Raw genomic sequence first — 22,965 nt, 5'->3', positions numbered from 1 at the left:
AAGTTCCTTTATTTTCGAATAAAGGAACTTGAGTATTAAAGCTCAATCACAAGATTTTTAGTTTTTGCACGAGAACAGCAGGGCGTAAACTGGTTATTTAGTGCATGTTCCTCATCGGTCATAAACATATCTCGATGATCTGGAGTGCCTTCTACAACGCGTGTAATACACGTGCCACAAATACCTTGTTCACACGAAACAGGAATATCAAAACCATTTGCAATTAATGCTTCAGTAGCAGTCTGCTCTGGTAACACTTCAATTCGGCGGCCCGTACCTTTCACTTCAATCGTGAAAGCTTCATCATTAGACGTATCTACTTTTTGGGCGACAAAATGCTCTTGATGTAACTGTTCACTATACCACCCAGCTTGTTCAGCCGAGCTCATGACAAACTGCATAAACCCTGTAGGTCCACACACATATAAGTGTTTATCAGGTGAAGCTTGGCCCAAAACCTCTGCCATATTACATTCGGTGTCTGGTTGGTCTTGAATGTGAAAATGAACTTGGTCACCAAAGTGTTCGGTTAAGTTGCCATAGAAGGCAATCATTTCATGACTACGAACGAAGTAGTGCAATTCGAAAGGAATATTGGCCGACTTAAGTCGATACGCCATCGACAAAATAGGGGTAATACCAATACCGCCAGCAAATAAAACCGCCTGCTTTGTCTGAGGATGAATCTCAAATAAATTACGCGGTTCACCAATTTTTAAATGATCGCCTTCACGATATTCAGTGTGGATGCAACGTGAGCCACCGCGTGAATTGGCATCATGTAAAACACCAATGACATACCGATGCTTTTCAGTGCAGCAGTTTGAAAGTGAATATTGGCGGGTGAGACCATTTTTAAGATGCACATCAATATGTGCACCTGCCTCAAAATTCGGTAGCTCTGTACCATTTGCTGCAACCAATTCAAAAGCACGAATGGTCGGGGTGAGCTGGTGAATTTTTTGAATAATAACGTCCATGTTCATGCTCCTTTAAATAATCCGAATATTTGGAAACTTCTGTGCGGACGTTTCAGGAGGCGTTTTATTTTCTTCGGCAAGTAGTCGGTCAATGACCTTACGAGACTGGACACCGCCTGCGTCGATATTAAGCATCAGTAACTTGCGATGTGGGTTGTTTAAAATGTTTTGCTGCTGTTGCTCCAGCATTTCTAAATCTTCAGTAAAGATTTTGCCTTGTCCTTCACGAATTTGATCGGTGAGTTCAGCATTATCTGGCTGGAAATTACGCGCCATTCCCCAGAAATACCAGTGAGAGGTTTCAGTTTCCGGTGTAATAAAATCAACTACGATTGAGGAAACTTTTTTGTCTTTCGGTGCGTGGTAACCACCATGTCCAGCATGTGCGACACCCACTTCAATATGAACATTACTTGGAGCAAAGAAGTGACAACGTTGCCAACGATCAACTGGTACATCATCTGCTAAGTGGTTGCCGCGAAGGGCCATTTGCCAAAATGGAGGTGCGATCACATTTTCCATATAGCGTTCGGTAATCACATGGTCACCGTCAACTTTAGTCACAGGCAATGATTCATCAATCTCTTTTTGCCCAATACTGCTTGAGTGAACATAGGTCTCGTGGGTTAAATCCATCAGGTTGTCGACCATCAGGCGATAGTCACACTGAATGTGAAACAGGCCTCCGCCATAGCTCCATTCAGGATGATCTGCCCATTCTAAAGTTGGCAGTTTTGCTTCTTCTGCTAAAGCTTTCTCGCCTGGCCATACCCAAATAAAGCCGAACTTTTCGACAACTGAATATGCTTTGTTGCAAGGGAAACCATTTACACGTTGGGCTGGCATTGAGACGGTCTTTCCGTCACACCCCATCACTAGTCCATGATAACCACACACGAGGTTGCCATCTTCTACATAGCCAAGTGAAAGTGGGGCGCCGCGATGGGGACAAAAATCTTCAACGGCTGCAACTTGGTTTTCTTTGCCACGATAAAAAACGATTTTTTCACCACAAATTGTGCGACCTAGTGGTTTGTCTTGGATTTCTTCTGGGCGGCAGGCAACATACCAAGCATTTTTAATAAACATTGTGACGACTCCTTATCACTTATTGGATCCAATTTATAACAAATAAAAATATTGGTCAATTGATAAGCAGTATATTTATTCAAAAATATTGTTCTTTAAAGTTGGTTAATTTGTATATTTTTAAATATTGTTAAGGACTTTTGCTATTCTTTGGAATTTTAGAGTGAAATTTTTATTAGTTTTTATTTGGATCCATAATAGCTTCAGTTAAGCCATTATGGGAGTGTAAAGATTTAGAAATTAACTGTGTAGTGAAGCATCATGCGCTGTTCATCCAGACTTTTGCCATGTTTGGTGTCGTAGTTAATATTTAAGAAAAGAAACTTAAGATTTTTAATCCAAGCATTGAGATCGTATTGAATCAACACGTCACTTTCTTGCTCAAAATCATTTTGATTCATGGTCTGAAATGAATCACCATAAATATATTTATAGGTCACTTTTAGACCCTTGATGTAGTCTTTAAAGTCATACGAGGCAACGAAATGATAAGACTTTTCATCTGCTTTGGTAAACGCGCCTAAGGTCCAGTTCACCATATGCGGGATGGGTATATTGTCGAGTTTGGGAATACCATCTTTGCCAAAGTTTTCTTGGTAGCCAATTCCAGTTGTAAAGTTGCCATGTTTAATGAAATGCATAGCCCCTACAGATGTATTGTCATATTCTCCAAGTTTTGATTTGCCGACATCATCGTGGCGAAACACACGTAATTTTGTGGTGTGCTGTTTTGTCCATTGATAATCAAAAGCAAAGTAACTTTGATTGATGAGGTCAGTTAAATAGCCATTATAAAATTTCCAGTGGTATCGAGGTGTTTTGCCATCCCATTGAAAGAAATAGAGTCCGTCAGATTCATGTTTTGATATGGCTAGTTTGTGGTAGTCCTCCTCATTTTTGGGTGAATAACGGTTAATCAAACCCAGCTCGAAATTTTGTTGCGGTGTCTTATATTTTAATTCCAAGCCTTTATAGTTCACTCGTAATTGATGTGTATCCACTTGTGGCGTAAGTGGTGAGTCGGGAGTGATTTCACCTACATTCATGCGAAAGTTTTGATATTCAACTCCAGCACCTAAGCCATATTTAACATAGTCTTGCGCTTGTTTTTTTGTGTTAGGGTCAAAAGGTATGACCATATCATTGGTATGTTGGTCGTTACTTAGGCGATATGCATATTGGATGCTTGGATTGAGGTGGAGCTGTACATCATTAAGCTTGGTTGACCAGTCACCACGATAAATCAGACCTTGGCTCAAGCTATGAGTATCGGGACTAGTACCATTTTCATATTGTCTGTCGAAGTTGAATGTTTTTAGTGTGAGTGTATTTTGAAAATTAACATCTACTTCACTATGAGCTAAACAACAGGCAAGGGTTGTCCCTGAGAAGAAAATCCCATAAATAAAAATATGCTTCATTTTTAAATCCGTTTAAAAGCGTTTTACTGTTCTAAATCCGACATGGCTGGTGGCAAGGTCGAGTTCCTGTGGATGCCTCGCGGCAGCACGATAACGCGCGCAATAATTGGTTGCACATAAATAAGATCCACCTTTAATCGTATATTGCAAAATCTGTTCGTGACTTTGCCGATATTTCGAGGGATCTCCCATATGGTGATCTCTTGGACCTGTATAGGGTGTTTGCGTCCACTCCCATACATTGCCAATCAAGTCATATAAGCCAAATGGGTTTTTACTAAAACAGCCAACAGGGGCAACATCCTTAAAACCATCTTCCTGAACATTTTTATATGGAAATTCACCTTGCCAGAAATTGGCTACAATATGGCCTTCATGGGCCGGGCCAATATCGGAATTTTGCTGAAAACCTTTGGCTGCATATTCCCATTCAAGTTCGGTCGGTAAGTCATGACCTAGCCAGTTTGCATAAGCGTAAGCATCATTCCATGTCACCATACGAACAGGCTCATGAGGTGCTGGTTGTTTAGGGTTGTTTGGGCCCCATGGATGTTTCCAATTGGCGCCTTTTTCAAATTTCCACCACTGTAATTCTTCAACTGGATGATCTGGCTGTACAAACATAGCTGCACCACCTTGCTTTTCTGCATCGCTGACATAACCCGTTTGTTTAACAAACACTTGAAATTGGGCATTGGTGACTTCAGTTGCATCAATTAAAAAAGCGGGAACGGAAGTTGTCTGTAAATTTAATGGGCGTTCATCTTCATAACCTTGTGTAGTGCCTAAAACAATTTTTCCTTGCGGAAGCTTGACCATGCCTGCTTCTTTATTGTTAGGCCATCCCGAAGGAAGGCCTGAATAAGAAGTACATTTAGCTTTAGTGCCTAGGTCGGGCAAGGTGGTCTGTTCTAGTTGAGGTGTGGCTTTTTGGCACGCACAAAGTAAGAGAAACGATGAAAGCATCATGATCTGTTTCATCTGGTTTTCCCTACTTTTTATTGTATTGCTCAAAATCCACAACACCATTTTCATCAGCATATCTTAAATATTTGTCATTTAAGACTTTGACGATTTCAGGATGTTCTGCGTAAACATTATGTTGCTCATTAAAATCTGTTTTTAAATTGTAGAGTTCCCAACCGTGGCTTTTAAATTTAGAAGGTGAGTTTTCAACAAGTTTCCATTCGTCAGTTTTGGCGTAGCGGCTGCCATGTAATTCTTTAAAGTCATAATAATTAACAGGGCGAATACGGGCAGTATTATCCTTAAAAGCAGGGATCAGACTAAAACCAGATGGTTTAATTTTGGTGCTTGAAGTTGGATAAACCTGATTATTTTGAATCCCCGCGAGTTCCATCACAGTTGGGAATATATCTCTGACTGTCGCAAAGTTATTGTTGATTCCACGTTGTTTAGAAATTTGCACAGGTGACTTAACAATAAATGGAACTCGCACACCGCCTTCTGAAGCAGCTGACTTCCAGTGGGTAAATGGTGTGCTGCTCACTTCGGCCCAGCGTGGTCCCATGTAAACATATGAGCTGGCGTTGCCTATATTTTCATAACGATTGTCTGCATCCCCCATTGGGAAATTATGATCGCCGCCTTCAGCGCCGTTATCTGACATAAACACAATTAAAGTGTTGTCATATAAATGATGCTTTTTAAGATATTGAATGACATCACCTACGCGGTCATCTAACTGGGTAACCATGCCCGCATAAACTTCCATTTTACGCGCTTCGTATTTGCGCTCTTGTGGTGTAAGTTCATTCCAGCTTTTGGTGCCTAAAGCTTGATTGCCACGTTCGACTGGGTATTCTGCATTTGCAGGAATTAATCCTAGTTGCTTTTGTCTCTCAAAGCGTTGCTTACGAATTGCATCGTAGCCATGATCGTATTTACCTTTATATAAGTCTCTATAATGAGCAGGTGCTTGTAGTGGCCAGTGTGGAGCGGTATAGGCTAGGTAGGCAAAAAATGGTTTTTGCGCTTTATTTTTGTCTAAGTACTCGAAAGCTTTTTGTGTAAAGAAGTCGGTCGAGTAGTAGTTGTCTGGCAATGTAACCTTTTGACCATTTTCTGTGTATTGAGTATTACGTGGATAGTTTTTAGGTTGGTCTTTAAAATGTAAATCGAAGCCGTCGAGTAGAGCAAAAGATTGATCAAAACCACGGGCTTTAGGGTTTTGGTCGGGAGCATAGCCTAAGTGCCATTTACCGACCATGAAAGTATAATAATCTTTAGTCTTTAAAATTTCTGCGAGTGTGTAAGCATTTTGCGTTAAGTGACCTGAATATCCATCAATTTTGATGAGTGCACGCGGGCTATCGGCTCCAACCAATTTTTCTTGTCGTTTTGAAGTTTCATACATCGCACCTAAACCCACCAAGTGATTATCTGCACCTGTCATAAGTTGTGCACGAGTAGGTGAACACATTGATGAAGCATGAAAATTAAAAAGCATTTTTCCTTGCTTTAATAGGCTATCAATATGAGGGGTTTTAATTTCGCCACCATAAGCGCCAATATCTGAAAAGCCAAGATCATCGGCCAAAATAATCATGATGTTAGGTGGTTGTTGATTTTTTGGAGGTGCTGCTTGCGCCGTGTAAAACAATTGGCTGGCAAAAAAAAGTCCCAATGTAAGCTGGCTTACTCTTTTGAGTTTCATAACAACAATCCTTTGATGTTTTAAAAATGCATCTTGCATTTCCTGGAAATAAACTGAGCTTTTTTTGGCTAAAAAATGCTCTGGAATCAATCATAATAGATTTTTTAATATGGATCCATAAAAATATTCAAGCATTCTAATTTTATGTTTTTAATAATTTTATACTTATATAATTTATGTGTTTATATACTTTTTAATAATCCGTTTATAATTTTAGTTGATTTTTTGGATCCAAATATTCAGTATAGAAAAAGAGCAGGATGCTCAAAAAACAAATATTCCTCTAGGTCATTATGGATACGGATATGCATAACCACCCAATCGCTCATCTAGCAATGTCGTGTGTATGTCTTATCCAAGGGAGATACACAAATGGAAAGAGACGTTCTAAGTGAGATCAATCAAAACAATATGAGCCGCTATCAATGGTTCGTCATTTTGATCTGTATTTGTCTCAATATTATTGATGGCTTTGACGTGATGGTAATGGCATTTACTGCTCCATCCGTGTCAGCAGAGTGGTCACTTTCAGGCGCACAAATTGGCTTGTTGTTAAGTGCTGGCCTTTTCGGCATGGCTGCCGGTTCCATTTTTCTTGCACCTTTAGCCGATAAAATTGGCCGCCGTTTACTCATCTTAGTTTGTCTTGTCATTGCAGGTCTGAGCATGCTGGGCTGTGCTTTTGTACAAAGTCACGGCATGTTAGCAGCACTTCGGTTTATTACTGGAATTGGGGTGGGTGGCATCCTTGCGAGTAGTAATGTACTGGCAAGTGAATATGCCAATGCACGTTGGCGCAGTCTTGCTGTGAGCTTAATGTCTACCGGTTACGGAATTGGCGCGACGCTTGGTGGAGTATTATCACTGGCATTGATTGAGCACTTAGGTTGGCGTTCAATCTTTTTAGCAGGAGGGGTGACTACCATTGCAATGCTGCTGATCAGCGCATGGTTATTACCTGAATCTTTAGATTACTTACTCGCGAAACGACCAAAACAGGCACTAGAACGAATTAATGCCACTGTAAATCGTATGGGGCTAAACGAATTACCAGTTATGCCGCGTTATGAAAAAATCAGCACGCAAAATGGCAGTGAACTGGTCAAATTATTTGCAGGACAACTTGGATTTCAAACGCTTTGTTTGTGGTTTGCATTCTTTTTAGTGATGTTTGGCTTTTACTTTGTCATGAGCTGGACACCAAAAATTCTAATTTCAATGGGAATGTCGCCACAACAAGGCGTAAGTACCGGTATTTTAATTAGTATTGGCGGTATTTTCGGGGCAGCTATTATTGGTTTATTGGCATCACGTATGAAAATCTTCTATGCCTTAAGCCTGTTTTTAGGTCTAACGTCTGCATGTGTTTTCCTATTTGTCGCAGTCTCATCTCAAGTCAGCATAGCACTCATGGTGGGGTTATTACTTGGCACACTCATTAATGGCTGTGTGGCAGGTTTATATTCGATTTCTCCAACAATTTATGATGCTGAAATTCGTAGTCGCGGCGTGGGCTATGCAATTGGTTTTGGACGAATTGGAGCAATTTTATCGCCAACGGTCGCAGGCATTTTTCTGGATAAAGGGATAGCACCCGCAACGCTATATGCCTATTACGGCGTGGTGTTTATTTTGGCTATTTTCCTGATTTTAAGTTTGGGTAATGCTTTTTACCGCAGTCAAAAAGAGCAAAACTACTCTCTTAAAACAGCACCTTAATCCATTAAAAATTAAATAGTTGAGATAAAAAATGAAAAAGACGCCATTGTGGGTGGGGGTATGCTTGTGCCCATTATTTAGTCAAGTTGTGCATGCCGAATTTCTTGCAGACAGTAAAGCTGAGCTAACACTACGTAATTTTTACTTTGACCGAGACTATAAAAAGGATCCATATCCCTATACAGCAGGTAGAGATTGGGCGCAGGGTCTAATTTTTAAAGGACAGTCTGGTTATACCGAAGGGACAGTTGGGTTTGGTGTAGATGTACTGGCAATGGCAGGTTTTAACCTAATGGGAAGCCGAGCTGATGACTATGCACGTAGTGGTTTATTACCAGTGAATACCGACAACTCGCGTGATGATTATTATGGAAAAATAGGCATTACAGGGAAGGCTAAATTTAGAAAAAATGAGCTTTTTGTGGGGGACTTAGTTCCACAATTACCGACCATATTTTCATCGCCAGCGCGTTTGTTTCCTCAGACTTATCGCGGTATCCGCTTTGTTTCAAATGAAATTCCAAATCTTCAACTTGAAGGCTTTTATGTCGATGAAGTGCGTCAGCGCGATTCAATTCGTTATACCGATGTTGGAACAGACAATATCAACCATCGTTTTGACAAAGCGGCAACTACCGATTCTTTTTTTACATTAGGTGGAAGTTATCAGTTAAAAGACTACCGTTTACGTGCTTACCATGCCGAACTCAAAGACATTTATCAGCAACAATTTTTGGGTTTTAACGGAAAACAGCCTTTAAATGACCAGATTAATTTTTTAAGTGACGTACGGTTTTTTAATAGTGAGGAAACTGGAAGTAAAAAAATAGGAGAGATCGATAACCGACATATTAGTGGTTTATTTGGTTTGAACTATCAAAATCATACGGTTTCTTTGGGCTACATGCAGTCATTTGGCTCGACTGGTTTACCATTTTTGTCGGGAACCGAAAGTCCGGTTGTGCTTGATTTTATGAGCTCTGACTATTCAAATAAAGACGAAAAAGTCTATTCGATTCGTTATGAATATGACTTTAAAAATGCGCGGGTAGGTGATGTTTCATTAAACGGACTGCGTTTTATGACTCGCTACGCAAAAGGTGAAGACATTGATTTGTTGCAATATGGCGATCAGCGTTTTAAAGAAGAGTCGATGGAATTTGATTTGGGCTATAAAATTCCTGAAGGTAAGTTCAAAGGCTTAGGTATGCGAGCTCGTTTTTCTCACTACCGCAACGATATGCCAAGTAATATGACATTTCATTCGACCAATGAAACGCGGTTGAATGTTGATTACACCTTTAAATTTTAACGTTCAATATTTAACTAAATTCAAGACAAGTTAAAACATTGTGAGCAGCAATGTTTTAACTTTAGTTATCAACTGCACAAAATCCCTCTATAATACCGCCAATCTTATTAAAGCCAATTGAGTCTTTCATTAAACACATGGCTTTAATCTCTCTTTTTTTAAGTCAATTTCTTCGCTGTGATTCGGCTTATTTTTCAATATTTAGAATTTTATGTGTCTGCGCTGACACATAAAAATATTTAGGTGCCAGCATGGAAATCAAGGTTAATTATCTCGACAATCTTCGACAGGAAGCTAAGTTCGATGACTTTACGGTAATTGCCGATCAACCAATTCGCTACAAGGGTGACGGTTCGGCACCGGGCCCATTTGACTACTTTTTAGCATCATCAGCATTGTGTGCAGCGTACTTTGTAAAAGTGTATTGTGCCGCTCGAGATATCCCAACCGATAATATTCGTTTATCGCAAAATAATATTGTTGACCCTGAAAACCGCTACAAACAAACCTTTAAAATTCAAATTGAATTACCAGCCGATATTTCAGAGAAAGATCGCCAAGGGATTTTACGTTCGATTGACCGTTGTACTGTTAAAAAAGTGATTCAAACGGGTCCCGAATTTATTATTGAAGAAGTTGAAAGCATCGACGCAGATGCGCAAGCATTGTTATTGCCAAGCCTAACTTCAGAAAGTCATACCTATATTCAAGGTAAAGACCTACCGTTAGAAGAAACGATTGCTAATATGTCAACTATTTTGGCAAATTTGGGCATGAAGATTGAAATTGCATCTTGGCGTAATATTGTTCCAAATGTATGGTCGTTACATATTCGTGATGCCCAGTCTCCGATGTGCTTTACCAATGGTAAAGGTGCAACTAAAGAAAGTGCTTTAGCGTCTGCATTAGGCGAGTTTATTGAGCGTTTAAACTGTAACTTCTTCTATAACGATCAGTTCTGGGGTGAAGATATTGCCAATGCTGAATTTGTGCATTATCCAGATGAAAAATGGTTTAAACCGGGTCCAAATGGTGAATTACCTAAAGAAATCTTAGATGAATATTGTCTTGAGATTTACAACCCAGATGATGAGTTACTTGGCACGCATTTATATGACACCAACTCAGGTAACGTAGAGCGCGGCATTTGCTCGTTACCTTTTGTGCGCCAGTCTGATGGTGAAGTTGTCTATTTCCCATCAAATTTAATTGAAAACTTATACTTAAGTAATGGTATGAGTGCGGGCAACACTTTGGCAGAAGCCCAAGTTCAATGCTTGTCAGAAATTTTTGAACGTGCTGTTAAACGTGAAATTTTAGAAGGTGAAATTGCACTTCCAGACGTTCCTGAAGACGTATTAGCAAAATACCCGAGTATTGTTGCTGGTATTAAAGGCTTAGAAGAGCAAGGTTTCCCTGTATTAGTTAAAGATGCATCGTTAGGTGGTCAGTTCCCTGTAATGTGTGTGACTTTGATGAACCCGCGTACAGGTGGGGTGTTTGCATCTTTCGGTGCGCATCCAAGTTTTGAAGTTGCGTTAGAACGTAGTCTGACTGAATTACTTCAAGGCCGTAGTTTTGAAGGCTTAAATGATTTGCCTCAACCGACTTTCCAAAGTAATGCGGTCACTGAGCCGAACAACTTTGTTGAGCACTTTATTGACTCAAGCGGTTTGGTATCTTGGCGCTTCTTTAGCTCTAAATCTGACTATGACTTTGTTGAATGGGATTTTTCTGGCGAAGGCGAAGAGTCGAATGCAGAAGAAGCTGCAACATTGTTCGGTATTCTCGAAGAGATGGGCAAAGAAGTATATATGGCAGTATACGAGCACTTAGGTGCGACAGCTTGCCGTATTTTAGTACCGGATTATTCAGAAATTTATCTTGTTGAAGATTTGATTTGGGACAACACCAATAAGGCACTTTCATTCCGTGAAGATATTTTAAATCTGCATCGTTTGGATGATGAGCAGCTTGAGGCATTAGTTGAGCGCTTAGAGGAGTGTGAGCTAGACGATTACACTGAAATCACCACACTCATTGGCATCGAGTTTGATGACAATACAGTTTGGGGACAGCTCACCATTTTAGAACTGAAATTACTGATTTATGTTGCTTTACAACAATTTGAAGAAGCAAAAGAGCTTGTCGAAACTTACTTGCAATATAACACCAACACCGTTGAACGTGGCTTGTTCTATCAGTGCATGAACGTGGTGCTTGAAGTGATGTTAGATGAGGAACTAGAGCTTGAAGACTACCTGACTAATTTCCGTCGTATGTTTGGTGACACGCGAATGGATGCAGTATTAGGTTCTGTCGATGGTAGCGTTCGTTTCTATGGTTTAACACCAACAAGCATGAAACTAGAAGGACTTGATCGCCATTTACGTCTAATCGAAAGCTATAAAAAATTGCATGCAGTTCGTGCTAAAGCCGTAGCGATGTAATTAAAAAAGCGAAAGAAAAAAGCCTATTTTAAAATAGGCTTTTTTTATAAAACAAATTTCTATTTTAAGCAGAAGCTTTAGTGATCTCTATGGTTTCTGCCTCTGCTCTATAACCTTGTTGCTCATCCAAAGTATGTTTAGCCGGAATATAAGACATTGCGCGTTCTGCAAGAGCTGTAATGGTAAGACTTGGGTTAACGCCCAAATTGGCACCTAACATTGAACCATCTACAACATATAAGTTTTTATAGTTAAACACGCGGTTTTGTCCATCTACCACGCCGCGCTCTGGGCTTGAAGCAATTGCGCAACCACCCATACAGTGGGCTGTAAAAGGTACATTAAACAAAATTTCGGTAATAGTCGTCATTGGATGACCATTAAACATTTTGGCAACTTTTTCGGTAAATGCATTGGCCTGTGGAATATACACAGGTAGCTTTTTACCTTCGCTCGATAATACTTTGCCAAAAGGCCAGAACCAATTACGTTTCAAGCGCATGTTGATGGAGGCATCTGCTGTTTGCATCACCAAAAAAATTAAAGTCTGACGCGCGAAACTGACAGGATTACTCATGCGAAGGAAAATAAATGGATGGCAAATAAGTGCCCATAACCAAAAGAAAATACGCGTCCAGCCCGGTTTGCCTTTAGCCATGTAAGTACACATGAGGCCCATGGCATCTGAACCAGTTTGGTAACGAGTCGCTTCAATGTGAGTGTCATGGTCAAGGTAAATACTTGAACCAATGGCAACACCTTTACTCATGTCGACATCTTTACCAAAAAAGCGAACGCCTAAAATCGACTCGGCATTAGTACGAACCCGATTACCCAAATCATCAGAGATATTTGGCAGTGAACCAGACTGTTTTAAACGGAATAACATCTCTTGCGTACCCAAAGAAGATGCAGAGAAAATCACGTTACGAACACGCCATGTACGGCGTTGTTTATTAAACCATGAGCTCGAACATTCAGTTGTAACTTCATAGCCATCGCTGCCATCGGCTTTACCATTGAGTGGTTTAACGTCAACGACTTTGGTTTCTTCGTAAACCTTGGCGCCATTTTTTTCGGCAAAGTACAAATAGTTTTTATCTAAGGTATTTTTTGCGTTGTGTTTACAACCTGTCATACAACCGCCACATGCGGTACAGGTTCCGCGGTTTGGACCTTCGCCGTTAAAATATGGGTCAGGGTAGGTCTTGCCGCCTTGTTCACCTTCGGGTGGAAAGAAAGTTGCAACGCGCGTCGGTTTAAACGTATGTCCAACCCCAACTGCATCGCCCATTTTTTTGAGCATGTGGTCGGCAGGACCGAAAATTTTATTATCCGTCACACCAAGCATGCGTTCTGCTTCAGCATAGTGCTGCGGCATTTCATTTTTCCAGTCCGCGGCATCTGCCCACGTGCCTTCATCCCAAATATGTTCAGGTGGAACAAGTAGGGTATTGGCGTAGGTGATTGAACCGCCACCTACAGCATTACCGCAAATAATGGTGACATGGCGAAAAAAACGCATGTTGAAATAACCAAAAAGTTTCATGCCCGGGCGCCAAATCCAGCGACGGGTATTCCAGTTATTTTTAGCAAAATCTTTAGCTTCCCAGCGTCGCCCCATTTCCATTACAGCAACAGAGTAGCCTTTTTCGGTTAGACGGCAAGCAGAAACACTACCACCAAAGCCTGAACCAATAATGAGGTAATCATAGTCATAATTGTTTGTTGTCATGCCGAGGACTCCTCTCTGGCGATATTTTTATATTGACTGTGTATGTTTATCAATGAATTGCCCAATGCGCTCAATCGAGTCATTAGATTCGTTTAGTATACCCGCGTGGAACTGAAAAACATGTCCGACTCGGTCATAAACCCTTAAGTTCGTCGGAATACCATACTTTTCGGTTTGTTCAGCGAGACGTTTTGCATCGTCTAATAAAACTTCTTCGGTACCGACATGAATTAAAACAGATGGTAATCCCGTTAAGTCGGCATAGAGTGGGGAACAGGTTGGATCGGTTGCCGATTTTTGTCCGCAATAGTTTTTTGCACACCAAGCTAACCAGTCTTCTGACAGCATTGCATCTTGAGCAGCATGAGTTTTCATCGTGCTTCCAGAAAGGTTTAAGTCAACCCAAGGTGAAAGTAAAACTAATGCTGCTGGTAACGGTAACCCTGCATTTCGTATCGCAATTACAGCACTTAAACTCAGTCCACCGCCAGCAGAATCGCCAGCAATCACGAGTTTTTTCGGGTCTTGTCCTTGAGCAAGTAGAGCTTTATAGACAGCAATGACATCTTCAATCGCAGCAGGGCTTGTGTGTTCTGGGGCTAGGCGATATTCAGGTAACCAGACTTGTGCTTGAGCTGCATGTCCGATTTGAGCAGCAAGCTTAGTGTGACTTTTTGAGCTACCCACCACATAGCCTCCGCCATGTAAATATAAGATGCCGAGTCCTGATTGAGTCGTTTTGGGCTGAATATGAACTGTCGGTACTTGCGCAATGGTTTGCTTTTTTGTTTTATAGCCACGTGGCCCAAGCACAATTGCACTGGCTGCATCACTACAAAAACGTTGTAGCTTTAGTGGGGTTTTAGGGGATAAAGCTGGACGTAGCGTGGTACGAATAGTCCATGCAAGAAGCTGCTTCATAATAAGGACTCATACTAAGCCTAATGACAGTCAGCATCTCTTAAAATAAAGAGTATGCTGACCACTGTTTTTATTTTGCTGATTTGTTGAGTAGGCGAGTTTGCAAGGCAGTCGCAGTTGCAAAAATCTTTTGGTAACCCTGTGGAAGAATACGCTGGATCACATCAACGGCTTTCGCATCGGCTCCGATTAGTAAGCGGCGACGGTCTTTACGAACAGCTTCTAAAATTTGTTGAGCTGCATCATCAGCAGGGGTGCGAAGTAATTTATCGAAAGCATCCTGACTTTTTAAAGGATCCATTCCTAAAGACTGGACGCTATTATTCATGCGGGCAGCTTTGGCAATATTTGTACGAATACCACCCGGATGCACACAGGTCGCACTCACTCCAGCATTTTGTAGATCGAGTTCTTGGCGCAATGATTCAGTAAAACCACGAACGGCAAATTTACTGGCGTTATAAGCACTTTGAGTTGGTTGAGCTGTTAAGCCGAACATACTGGAAATATTAATAATATGCCCATCACCACTTTGCTTTAAGTAAGGTAAAAACTCTTTGGTGCCATAAACTACGCCCCAAAAATTAATACCAATGAGCCATTCAAGGTCTTCGTAGCTCACACCTTCAGCCGTACTACCAATTGCGACACCAGCATTATTAAAAATCAGGTTAACTTGGCCATGTTCATCTACTACTGCCTTTGCCCAAGTGGCCACTTCATCACGCTTAGCTACATCAACTTTTTGAGTGGTGACTTTGACAGAATAAGGTGCCAAAAGCTCGACTGTTTTAGCTAATCCAGCTTCACTAATATCGGAAAGTGCCAGATGGCAACCTTGTTTTGCCAATGCAATAGCAATTGCTTGTCCAATACCAGAACCCGCACCTGTCACAGCTGCGACTTTATTTTTAAAAGACTTCATAAAATTCTCCGTTTATTTTTCTCATTTCCTATGGTGAAGCTTGTTTAAGAAATAGCCGAAATCTGAGTGTAGTTTTCAATATCGAAGCAGCGAGTACGTTGTCGATATTCAAGGGTAAAACCTGGCCAGTTATTGGTATTTTTGCCGTCAGCAGTCTGATACCAACTGGTACAGCCTTGTGCCCAGACGGTTTTTTTCATTTTTTCTTGAATGCTTTGATTAAACTCATGTTGAACTTCTGCACGAACATTGGTGAACAAAAGTTTGTTTTGTAGGGTTGTTTGAATGGCATCTAAAATATAATTTACTTGGCTTTCAATCATATACACAATTGAGTTGTGCCCAAGATTAGTGTTTGGTCCATACAACATAAAGAAGTTTGGAAAGCCGCTCACAGTTAAGCCGAGATAAGCTTCTGCACCATCTTTCCATGTGTCTTTTAAGGTGCGGCCATCAAGACCTGTAATCTGCATTGGCGCCATAAATTCCGTTGCGGCAAAGCCCGTACCATAAATAATGGTGTCGACTTCACGCAGATTTCCTTCAGTATCTAAAATACCGTTTTCAGTAATTTCTTGAATGCCCGTATTAATCACATCGACATGAGGTTGAGTCAGTGTTTCATACCAATGGTTAGAGATTAAAATACGTTTACAACCAATTGGATAATCTGGCATTAGGCGATGGCGCAACTTCCCATCTTTAACGACTTTACGGATGTGGCGTTGGAATAAATATTCCACCAAAGGCATTTCATTGAGTGAGGTTGTAAAAGCCAGTAAACGAATTTCATGGTGTCCATATTGCAAGGCACGGTCCAGACTTTGCAAGATCGGCAGTTTACGGAAAGCCTTTTTCTCTAAAGGTTGGTAAACCCGATCTGGTTTTGGAATCACGTAAGGTGCAGAGCGTTGGTAAACGTCTAGATGTGCTACTTGTTTTGCAATTTCAGGTACGAACTGAATTGCACTTGCACCAGTACCGATTACCGCAACACGTTTGCCAGTTAAATCATAGTCATGATCCCAACGCGCTGAGTGGAATGCTTTACCTTTAAAGTTTTCAATACCTTTAAGTTTTGGATAGGCAGGGCGGTTAAGCTGACCCACCGCACCGACTAAAAATTCAGCTTCAAACTGTTCGCCAGTCGTGCTTTGAATGTGCCATACACCTTGTAGGGCATCAAATTCGGCACTGGCTATTTCAGTATTAAATTTGATGTGCGGGCGAAGATCATATTTATCCGCACAGTGACGTAAATATTGATAAATCTCTTGAGAGGTGCCAAAACGATTTTTCCAGCCTAGCTCTTGTTCAAAAGAAAAAGAATACAGATGAGAAGGCACATCACAGGCAGCGCCCGGATAAGTATTGTCACGCCAGACACCACCTACATCAGCAGCTTTTTCAAAGAGCGTAAATTGTTCAAAACCTGCTTGTTTGAGACGAATGGCAAGTCCTAGACCACCAAAACCAGTGCCAATAATGGCGATGCGTACATTTTTATTTGAATTAGACGACGAATTAAACATGGGCTGCTCTAAATCCTTAAAAACAGTGAGCGAAAAAATCGCAATTTCCTGTATGCAGAATAGACGTTTATTTGCTTGATTTAGAGGATGGATGAGGACAAAATATTGTGATTCGAGGACATTCTGAGCAATACAGTGAAGTATGCATGGGCTTTTGAACGCAGTGTACATAGTGTTCGGTTAATGGCTGATTTTGCGGTGGAATCAGGCATTTCTTATGAGACGATTTTAAAAGGGACTGGGCTTAGCCAACAACAATTACTCGACCCTAATATGGTGGTGACAGGCCATCAGGAATTACAGCTGATTCATAACTTGGTTGAGCAACTGGGAGACAGACCAACATTAGGTTTAGAGGTAGGTACGCGCTATCATTTCACCACATTTGGGCCATTAGGTATGGCTCTGATGAGTAGTGCGAGCATTCGTGAAGCACTAGATTTGGCTTTAACCTATTTTACTTTAACCTTTGCTTTTACACGCTTTGATGTGTCGGATACACCGCAAGGAATCCGTATCGAAATTGATGAGCAAGATATTCCATCTTCAGTGCGTCAATTCATTATTGAACGCGATGCCGCCGCACTCATTACGGTACAGCGAGATTTGGTGCAGGACAATTTTTGCCAATATTTGGCTTTTTCTTTCCAACCCAAAGGTGATGCCGAGCCTTATCAGAACTTATTTGGTGTGATGCCTGAATTTGGTGCTGCGAAAAGCTTTGTAATTCTTGATCCGCAAAAAGTAGACCAAAAGTTGCTTATGGCAAATGAATTGGTTTTACATACAGCTGAAGAACAGTGCCGACAAATATTAGAGAAACGCCAATCACAAAATAAATTTACAACCTTAGTGCAACAGCAACTTATGAATGTGCGAGGGGAAATGCCTTCTATGCAAATCGTGGCTGACCGATTGCATTTAAATGCACGAACTTTACGCCGTCACTTGGCATCAGAAAGGATGACTTTTATTCAGATACGTGAAGAGGTCAGACAAGTTCTAGCTGAGCAATATTTGGCATTACCAAAAGTTTCGGTTGAGCAGATTGCCGAGTGGTTAGGTTATGCCGAACCTGCCAGTTTTATTCATGCTTATAAAAGATGGCATGGGAAAACACCTCATGCCATGCGTTTAGTACAAAAATAAAAAAATGAAGGGTGCTTTTGCTTTCCCTTCATTAAAGAATGGTTTATTTAATAAAGCTTAGTTCCTTACTAATTTTTTCTAAAATCGGTGCTTTCTTGGCTTGAAATTCAACTTTGTTTTGTTGAATCAGGTTGTTGCCTTTGGTATCGATAGAAATAATGAGCGGACCAAATTCTCTCACACGGTTAATCCAAAGGGTTTCTGGCATACCTAGGTCTTGCCATTCAGCGCCTTCAATCTCTTCAACCAAAGTTGCTGCAAGTACTGCGCATCCACCTGGGAAAATCGCATGAACTGCAATATTTTCCTGACATCCAGCAGCTGTTTCTGGTCCCATGCCACCTTTACCCACAATGAGCTTAACGCCAGTTTGCTTGATAAATTCCCGCTCGAATTTTTCCATCCGCATACTGGTTGTTGGGCCAATCGAAACCATTTCGAAGTCGTTTTCACCTTTTTTGCGCACAATAGGGCCAGCATGAAAAATCGCTCCGCCTTCAAGGTTAACTGGCAGTTCTCGACCTTGTTCGATCAGTCTGCGATGGGCAACATCGCGACAAGTCACTAAACGGCCAGTCAAATAAACGACATCACCGACTTTAAGGTCTAAAAGATCTTCATCTTTAATAGGAGTTGTCAGAATTTTTTTCATAGTACAACTCCTTCATGAGACAAGATTTCATACGACATATCTGGGTTAATCTTAATTTTGCCACGACGATGTGCCCAGCAACCTGTATTTACGGCAACCCCAATGGTTGATGGGTGGCGTGCAGAAGATTCAATATTGACTCCCATTACGCTGTTATTCCCTGTGAGCCCCTGAGGACCAATACCAATTTCATTAAGACCTTGTTCTAACAGTTGTTCCATTAAGGCAGCGCGTGGGTTCTCACTTGTTGAGTCAACCGGACGCATAATCGCGAGTTTAGAAAGACGAGCTGCGGTTTCAACCGAAGTTGATACGCCTACACCAACCAGTAACGGTGGGCAGGCATTTACACCGCGTTCGGTAATAACATCCATCACAAATTCAGCAACGCCTTCGTAGCCTTGACCTGGCATTAAAACTTTTGCCGCACCCGGTAGGGTACAACCGCCACCCGCCATATAGACATCAATGGTACAAGTGTCGAGTTCAGGCACAATACGCCAGTCTAACCATGGAATTTGAGTACCTGTATTTGTGCCCGTATTTTTTTCATCGAAGGTTTCCACAGCGTTGTGACGTAAAGGACCTATACGAGTTGCCTCAGCAGTTGCTTCGCTCAAAATATCTTGAAGTTCACCAAGCAAAGGGAAGTTAGCACCTGCTTCAACAAAATATTGAATAACACCCGTGTCTTGGCAGCTTGGGCGGTTGAGTTTATCCGCAGCTTGCTGATTTTCTTCCATCGAGTCATAAACTGATTTAGCCAATGGATTGGTTTCTAAAGTACGCAGTTCAATTAACTTGCTTTTCACATCTTTAGGTAGGCGTTTTCCAATATAAGCCGTAAATTTGGCCATAGTGTCCGTAAGGGACTGGACTGCAATATCTTTGTCCATGTTGTGCTCCTTGAAGAAACTTGTTCAGATCTAATTGGTGTAAATAGGGTTATTGGGTTGCTTTGGCAGCGTTTACTTTCACTTTTTGGGAGAAGCTCAGCACTAGTGTTAGTAAGGTCGAGATAATCAGTAAGCCCGCAACAAAATAGAGCCCACCTGTAAAATCCCCAGTTTGATCTTTAATCCAGCCGATCATGGCAGGGCCTGCAAAACCACCTAAATTCCCAATTGAGTTAATCGTGGCGATGCCTGCTGCTGCGGCTGATCCTGACAAGAACATGGTTGGCATGCTCCATAGCGGTGGCTTGGCACAACTAATACCGACATTCACAATGGTAAGTGCGGCAATTAATCCAATGACGTTGTGTGTGCCTGCTGCAATTGCGAGACCAACTGCTGCGGTTAAACATGCAAGAGCAACATGCCATGTACGTTCATTGGTGCGGTCAGAGTGTCGAGACCATAAAACCATGGCAATGACAGAAACGATTGGTGGAATGGCATTTAAAAGCCCGACAGTCATAGACGTTACCCCAAGCTGTTTAATAATTTGTGGTGCCCAGATACCGAGGGTATAAAGCCCAGCTGACGTTCCGAAATAAATCAATGCAAGGGCAAGTACTCGTGGGTTGGCAAGACCGCGAAGAATGCTGTGATGCTGAGGTGCATTTTTCCCGACATCTTCTTCTTTCATCGTTTTTACAAGCCATTCGCGTTCATCCTGTTTTAACCAAGTGGCTTGTTCAGGGCGGTCAGTCATATATTTAAAAACCACAACGCCTAAGATGAGTGCTGGTATTGCTTCAATAATGAACATCCATTGCCAGCCAGCGAGTCCCCAAATTCCATGCATTTCAAGTAACGCGGCAGAGATTGGTGAACCAACTGCTGTGGCAATTGGGGCGGCTGCCATAAATAAAGCAATCACACCAGCGCGATGTCGTGCAGGAAACCAGTAAGTTAAGTACAAAATAATGCCCGGAAAGAAACCTGCTTCGGCAACACCGAGTAAAAATCGCATAACGTAAAAGCTGGTTGAACTTTCTACAAATGCCATTCCTGCTGCAATCAGACCCCAAGTCACCATGACTCGAGCAATCCAGATACGGGCACCGACTTTATGCAAAATAATGTTGGATGGAACTTCAAATAAGAAATAACCCAAAAAGAAAATTCCGGCACCAAACCCGAGAACTGAGGCGGTAAAGCCTAGATCTTCTTTCATGGTGAGTGCGGCAAAACCAATATTGACGCGGTCGATATAGGCTATAAGGTATAACAACATAATAAACGGTACGATTCTCCAAGTAATTCGACGCAACGTTCGCTTTTCAATATCCATTTCCATGTCATGACTCCATATTCATGACTACCAATCCTGATTGGTAGTTTTCGCTTTCTTTACCGCTATTGATTCGGCTAGATGGCTTTTCCCGTTCATCCGCAGCATTCCTTCTGCGGACATTGTTATGCTCTTAAACAAGAGATGGCTTATGTCGGGAAACATTGAAATGGATGTTAAACCCTTTAAAAAACTGATGAATCGATATAAAGTTAAATCACTATTGCAAAAAACTTAATAATCATGAATGCAGATACGGAATTAGCTTTCTTTTGTTTATTGGTTAAACAAGGAAGTCTTGTCGCGACGGCACGAGAGTTAAACTTGACTCCACCTGCGGTTTCTAGACGTTTAACTCAACTTGAAGAGCGTTTAGGCGTAAGACTTTTAAATAGAACAACACGGCGAATTAGTTTAACCAGTGAAGGTGAGGTCTACTTTGAAAATGCGGTTCGTATTTTAAAAGAGATTGATGAAATGGAGCGTTTGGTTTCAAGTAGTCGGGCAGCACCCAAAGGGGTACTGCGTGTGAATGCACCTTTAGGCTTTGGTCGTTCTTATATTGCGCCAGCGATTTCTACATTTTCCAAAATCTATCCTGATGTCGATGTCCAACTGCATTTAACAGACCGCCCGATTAATCTGCCAGATGAAGCCATTGATGTCTCAATCCGCTTTGGCGAAATACCTGATTCACGTCTAATTGCAAAAAAATTGGTAGCCAACCGCCGTTTATTATGTGCCTCACCTAGCTATTTAAAAACAGCAGGCCAACCGCTTACTCCCCATGATTTAACACAGCATCAGTGTATTGTGATTCGGCAAAATGATTCAGCTTATGGTAATTGGCGGTTAAGTCATGGCAAACAAGTTGAAACTGTTAAAGTTCATGGGCAACTGAGTACCAATGATGGTGCAGTCGCATTAAATTGGGCTTTAGAAGGCTACGGTATTTTGATGCGAGCAGAGTGGGACGTAGCAAAATATTTAAGAAGTGGTAGATTAGTTCAAGTGCTTGAAGATTATGAGACACCACCAGCAGATGTCTATGCGGTGTATTTAGAGAGACTGAATCTGTCACCTAAAGTCGCGCATTTTCTAGATCATTTACGCCAATTTTTAAATCAGCATGTCGATGGGCCAAAGCCGCGTTCAAGCTGGTAACGATGGTATTAACCTCAATTAAAAAAGCCAACTTAAAGTTTAAGTTGGCTTTAACATTAGTTTCTATTTAAACGCAAATGCAATAACCGTGTTGCTGAGGTGTGGCGAATTTCATCGGTCCGTGCATTAAAATATCGTTCAGTAATGGCTTCACCTGATAAGTCTTCGACTACTTCAAATCCCATCTGCTCCACGGCCTGATGTAAATCTATTGGTTTAAATTGACCTAGTAAAGGCTCTTTCAGCAAATGGGTAAATTGTGCAACGCCTATACTTCCAAGTCGCTCAATACCGTTTAATTCCTGAAAATCGGTCGAATAGTCGAGTACCACTTCGCTACCGTTTGCGGCAAATTCAGCAATACTTTTTAAAGTTTGCAGCGTGGTTTCGGGGTTTAAATAGTGCGTTGTGCCTAACCATGAAAAAAATGCAGGAGCAGATTGATCATAGAGACTTCTGATCAGAGCTTCCGAAATAGACTCTTTTTCAAAGTTAATCGCGACAAACTCAACGGTAGTAGGAATATTTCCTAACTTTTTTAGCTTGGCTTGTTTGGCCGCTTGAGTATCAGGATGATCAACTTCAAAAATTTTCAAAGTAGGGTAATGGTGCGATTCACGTAGTGCAAAAGAGTCTAGGCCAGCACCCACTAATACATATTGTTGAGTATTTTGTTGAACTGCCTGAGCAAGTAAATCTTCGGCATAGCGAGAGCGACCGACCACTTGTCCAGTAAGTAGACCTAAAGTACGGTTTAAAACCGCAGAATTCATCACTTTAATAATCAGTGAACTAGAGAGAAGTTTTTTCCAGCCTTTACTGGTTAGTTCAAAAGCATAAGGATCTGAAAATACAGGGTTCTGTGTATTTTGAAAATGATTGGCCCGTAATGCAGCAGCGGCTTCAGCAGTACGGCTTGATTGTCCTTCTTTCATCTTTATCCTGTTTTTTTATTTCTTGAAGATATTCAACGAAGAAGGCAGTGTATTTCATGAAAAACT

The 22,965-nt window shown here is 41.3% G+C and carries 18 protein-coding genes; 5 read left to right on the top strand and 13 right to left on the bottom strand.

Annotated features, from left to right (window positions below; translation table 11 throughout):
• Positions 1-35: 35 nt before the first annotated feature.
• From ACTJJH_RS15165 to ACTJJH_RS15145, 5 genes are all read right to left on the bottom strand, one after another.
• Positions 36-980: a PDR/VanB family oxidoreductase gene (locus ACTJJH_RS15165; RefSeq protein WP_320124707.1), complete on the bottom strand. Its 945-nt coding sequence runs from the start codon at positions 978-980 to the stop codon at positions 36-38.
• 12 nt (positions 981-992) lie between these two features.
• Positions 993-2,069, bottom strand: coding sequence for an aromatic ring-hydroxylating dioxygenase subunit alpha (locus ACTJJH_RS15160; protein WP_410560726.1), 1,077 nt, complete (start codon positions 2,067-2,069; stop codon positions 993-995).
• 233 nt (positions 2,070-2,302) lie between these two features.
• A complete protein-coding gene (locus ACTJJH_RS15155) occupies positions 2,303-3,490 on the bottom strand; it encodes an OprD family outer membrane porin (RefSeq protein WP_032037979.1) in 1,188 nt (395 codons plus the stop codon).
• A gap of 12 nt (positions 3,491-3,502) precedes the next feature.
• A complete protein-coding gene (locus tag ACTJJH_RS15150; RefSeq protein ID WP_440601380.1) occupies positions 3,503-4,456 on the bottom strand; it encodes a formylglycine-generating enzyme family protein in 954 nt (317 codons plus the stop codon).
• A gap of 25 nt (positions 4,457-4,481) precedes the next feature.
• Complete coding sequence (locus tag ACTJJH_RS15145) at positions 4,482-6,167, bottom strand: arylsulfatase (protein ID WP_373883250.1); 1,686 nt, start codon at positions 6,165-6,167, stop codon at positions 4,482-4,484.
• 372 nt (positions 6,168-6,539) lie between these two features.
• Between ACTJJH_RS15145 and ACTJJH_RS15140 the strand changes: the two genes are divergently transcribed.
• From ACTJJH_RS15140 to ACTJJH_RS15130, 3 genes are all read left to right on the top strand, one after another.
• The gene (locus tag ACTJJH_RS15140; protein WP_032037987.1) at positions 6,540-7,886 is read left to right on the top strand and encodes an MFS transporter; all 1,347 of its coding nucleotides are present in this window, start codon (positions 6,540-6,542) and stop codon (positions 7,884-7,886) included.
• A gap of 31 nt (positions 7,887-7,917) precedes the next feature.
• Positions 7,918-9,198, top strand: a complete 1,281-nt coding sequence (locus tag ACTJJH_RS15135; protein ID WP_373883249.1) for an OprD family outer membrane porin — start codon at positions 7,918-7,920, stop codon at positions 9,196-9,198.
• Between the two features lie 251 nt (positions 9,199-9,449).
• The gene (locus ACTJJH_RS15130; RefSeq protein WP_420279151.1) at positions 9,450-11,648 is read left to right on the top strand and encodes an OsmC domain/YcaO domain-containing protein; all 2,199 of its coding nucleotides are present in this window, start codon (positions 9,450-9,452) and stop codon (positions 11,646-11,648) included.
• Positions 11,649-11,712: 64 nt separating this feature from the next.
• Here ACTJJH_RS15130 and ACTJJH_RS15125 read toward each other — a convergent pair whose 3' ends face one another.
• From ACTJJH_RS15125 to ACTJJH_RS15110, 4 genes are all read right to left on the bottom strand, one after another.
• On the bottom strand, positions 11,713-13,383 hold the full coding sequence (locus ACTJJH_RS15125) for a GMC family oxidoreductase (protein ID WP_262521398.1): 1,671 nt from the start codon (positions 13,381-13,383) through the stop codon (positions 11,713-11,715).
• A 27-nt stretch (positions 13,384-13,410) separates the two neighbouring features.
• Positions 13,411-14,304, bottom strand: coding sequence for an alpha/beta hydrolase (locus ACTJJH_RS15120; protein WP_218660141.1), 894 nt, complete (start codon positions 14,302-14,304; stop codon positions 13,411-13,413).
• 70 nt (positions 14,305-14,374) lie between these two features.
• Positions 14,375-15,229, bottom strand: coding sequence for an SDR family NAD(P)-dependent oxidoreductase (locus ACTJJH_RS15115; RefSeq protein WP_353728767.1), 855 nt, complete (start codon positions 15,227-15,229; stop codon positions 14,375-14,377).
• A gap of 44 nt (positions 15,230-15,273) precedes the next feature.
• Entirely contained in the window at positions 15,274-16,761 is a 1,488-nt protein-coding gene (locus ACTJJH_RS15110; protein ID WP_440601363.1) for a flavin-containing monooxygenase, read from the bottom strand.
• A gap of 135 nt (positions 16,762-16,896) precedes the next feature.
• On the opposite strand from ACTJJH_RS15110, the gene ACTJJH_RS15105 reads away from it, so the two are divergent.
• Positions 16,897-17,910, top strand: coding sequence for an AraC family transcriptional regulator (locus tag ACTJJH_RS15105; RefSeq protein ID WP_440601362.1), 1,014 nt, complete (start codon positions 16,897-16,899; stop codon positions 17,908-17,910).
• A 43-nt stretch (positions 17,911-17,953) separates the two neighbouring features.
• Here ACTJJH_RS15105 and ttdB read toward each other — a convergent pair whose 3' ends face one another.
• The 3 genes from ttdB to ACTJJH_RS15090 are packed head-to-tail and all read right to left on the bottom strand — an operon-like array spanning position 17,954 to position 20,806.
• Positions 17,954-18,562: a L(+)-tartrate dehydratase subunit beta gene (ttdB, locus tag ACTJJH_RS15100; RefSeq protein ID WP_068528181.1), complete on the bottom strand. Its 609-nt coding sequence runs from the start codon at positions 18,560-18,562 to the stop codon at positions 17,954-17,956.
• A complete protein-coding gene (gene ttdA, locus ACTJJH_RS15095; protein WP_000356537.1) occupies positions 18,559-19,458 on the bottom strand; it encodes a L(+)-tartrate dehydratase subunit alpha in 900 nt (299 codons plus the stop codon). Before ttdA ends, ttdB begins: the two co-directional genes overlap by 4 nt.
• A gap of 49 nt (positions 19,459-19,507) precedes the next feature.
• On the bottom strand, positions 19,508-20,806 hold the full coding sequence (locus ACTJJH_RS15090; RefSeq protein WP_202745520.1) for an MFS transporter: 1,299 nt from the start codon (positions 20,804-20,806) through the stop codon (positions 19,508-19,510).
• Between the two features lie 237 nt (positions 20,807-21,043).
• On the opposite strand from ACTJJH_RS15090, the gene ACTJJH_RS15085 reads away from it, so the two are divergent.
• Entirely contained in the window at positions 21,044-21,964 is a 921-nt protein-coding gene (locus tag ACTJJH_RS15085; protein ID WP_086394504.1) for a LysR family transcriptional regulator, read from the top strand.
• A 56-nt stretch (positions 21,965-22,020) separates the two neighbouring features.
• On the opposite strand, the gene ACTJJH_RS15080 is transcribed toward ACTJJH_RS15085, so the two are convergent.
• The gene (locus ACTJJH_RS15080) at positions 22,021-22,899 is read right to left on the bottom strand and encodes a class I SAM-dependent methyltransferase (protein WP_014206177.1); all 879 of its coding nucleotides are present in this window, start codon (positions 22,897-22,899) and stop codon (positions 22,021-22,023) included.
• Positions 22,900-22,965: the final 66 nt, after the last annotated feature.

Origin of the sequence: Acinetobacter sp. 22301 (assembly GCF_052045285.1) — a bacterium.
Classification (GTDB): Bacteria; Pseudomonadota; Gammaproteobacteria; order Pseudomonadales; family Moraxellaceae; genus Acinetobacter; species Acinetobacter pittii.
Note: the sequence above shows the minus strand (reverse complement) of the source record. Positions and strands in the feature narration are given on the sequence as shown.

Bases quoted from the DNA above. Each gene is read 5' to 3' on its own strand.
- ACTJJH_RS15165 (WP_320124707.1), bottom strand. From the start codon at position 980: ATGGACGTTATTATTCAAAAAATTCACCAGCTCACCCCGACCATTCGT.
- ACTJJH_RS15160 (WP_410560726.1), bottom strand. From the start codon at position 2,069: ATGTTTATTAAAAATGCTTGGTATGTTGCCTGCCGCCCAGAAGAAATC.
- ACTJJH_RS15155 (WP_032037979.1), bottom strand. From the start codon at position 3,490: ATGAAGCATATTTTTATTTATGGGATTTTCTTCTCAGGGACAACCCTT.
- ACTJJH_RS15150 (WP_440601380.1), bottom strand. From the start codon at position 4,456: ATGCTTTCATCGTTTCTCTTACTTTGTGCGTGCCAAAAAGCCACACCT.
- ACTJJH_RS15145 (WP_373883250.1), bottom strand. From the start codon at position 6,167: ATGAAACTCAAAAGAGTAAGCCAGCTTACATTGGGACTTTTTTTTGCC.
- ACTJJH_RS15140 (WP_032037987.1), top strand. From the start codon at position 6,540: ATGGAAAGAGACGTTCTAAGTGAGATCAATCAAAACAATATGAGCCGC.
- ACTJJH_RS15135 (WP_373883249.1), top strand. From the start codon at position 7,918: ATGAAAAAGACGCCATTGTGGGTGGGGGTATGCTTGTGCCCATTATTT.
- ACTJJH_RS15130 (WP_420279151.1), top strand. From the start codon at position 9,450: ATGGAAATCAAGGTTAATTATCTCGACAATCTTCGACAGGAAGCTAAG.
- ACTJJH_RS15125 (WP_262521398.1), bottom strand. From the start codon at position 13,383: ATGACAACAAACAATTATGACTATGATTACCTCATTATTGGTTCAGGC.
- ACTJJH_RS15120 (WP_218660141.1), bottom strand. From the start codon at position 14,304: ATGAAGCAGCTTCTTGCATGGACTATTCGTACCACGCTACGTCCAGCT.
- ACTJJH_RS15115 (WP_353728767.1), bottom strand. From the start codon at position 15,229: ATGAAGTCTTTTAAAAATAAAGTCGCAGCTGTGACAGGTGCGGGTTCT.
- ACTJJH_RS15110 (WP_440601363.1), bottom strand. From the start codon at position 16,761: ATGTTTAATTCGTCGTCTAATTCAAATAAAAATGTACGCATCGCCATT.
- ttdB (WP_068528181.1), bottom strand. From the start codon at position 18,562: ATGAAAAAAATTCTGACAACTCCTATTAAAGATGAAGATCTTTTAGAC.
- ttdA (WP_000356537.1), bottom strand. From the start codon at position 19,458: ATGGACAAAGATATTGCAGTCCAGTCCCTTACGGACACTATGGCCAAA.
- ACTJJH_RS15090 (WP_202745520.1), bottom strand. From the start codon at position 20,806: ATGGAAATGGATATTGAAAAGCGAACGTTGCGTCGAATTACTTGGAGA.
- ACTJJH_RS15085 (WP_086394504.1), top strand. From the start codon at position 21,044: ATGAATGCAGATACGGAATTAGCTTTCTTTTGTTTATTGGTTAAACAA.
- ACTJJH_RS15080 (WP_014206177.1), bottom strand. From the start codon at position 22,899: ATGAAAGAAGGACAATCAAGCCGTACTGCTGAAGCCGCTGCTGCATTA.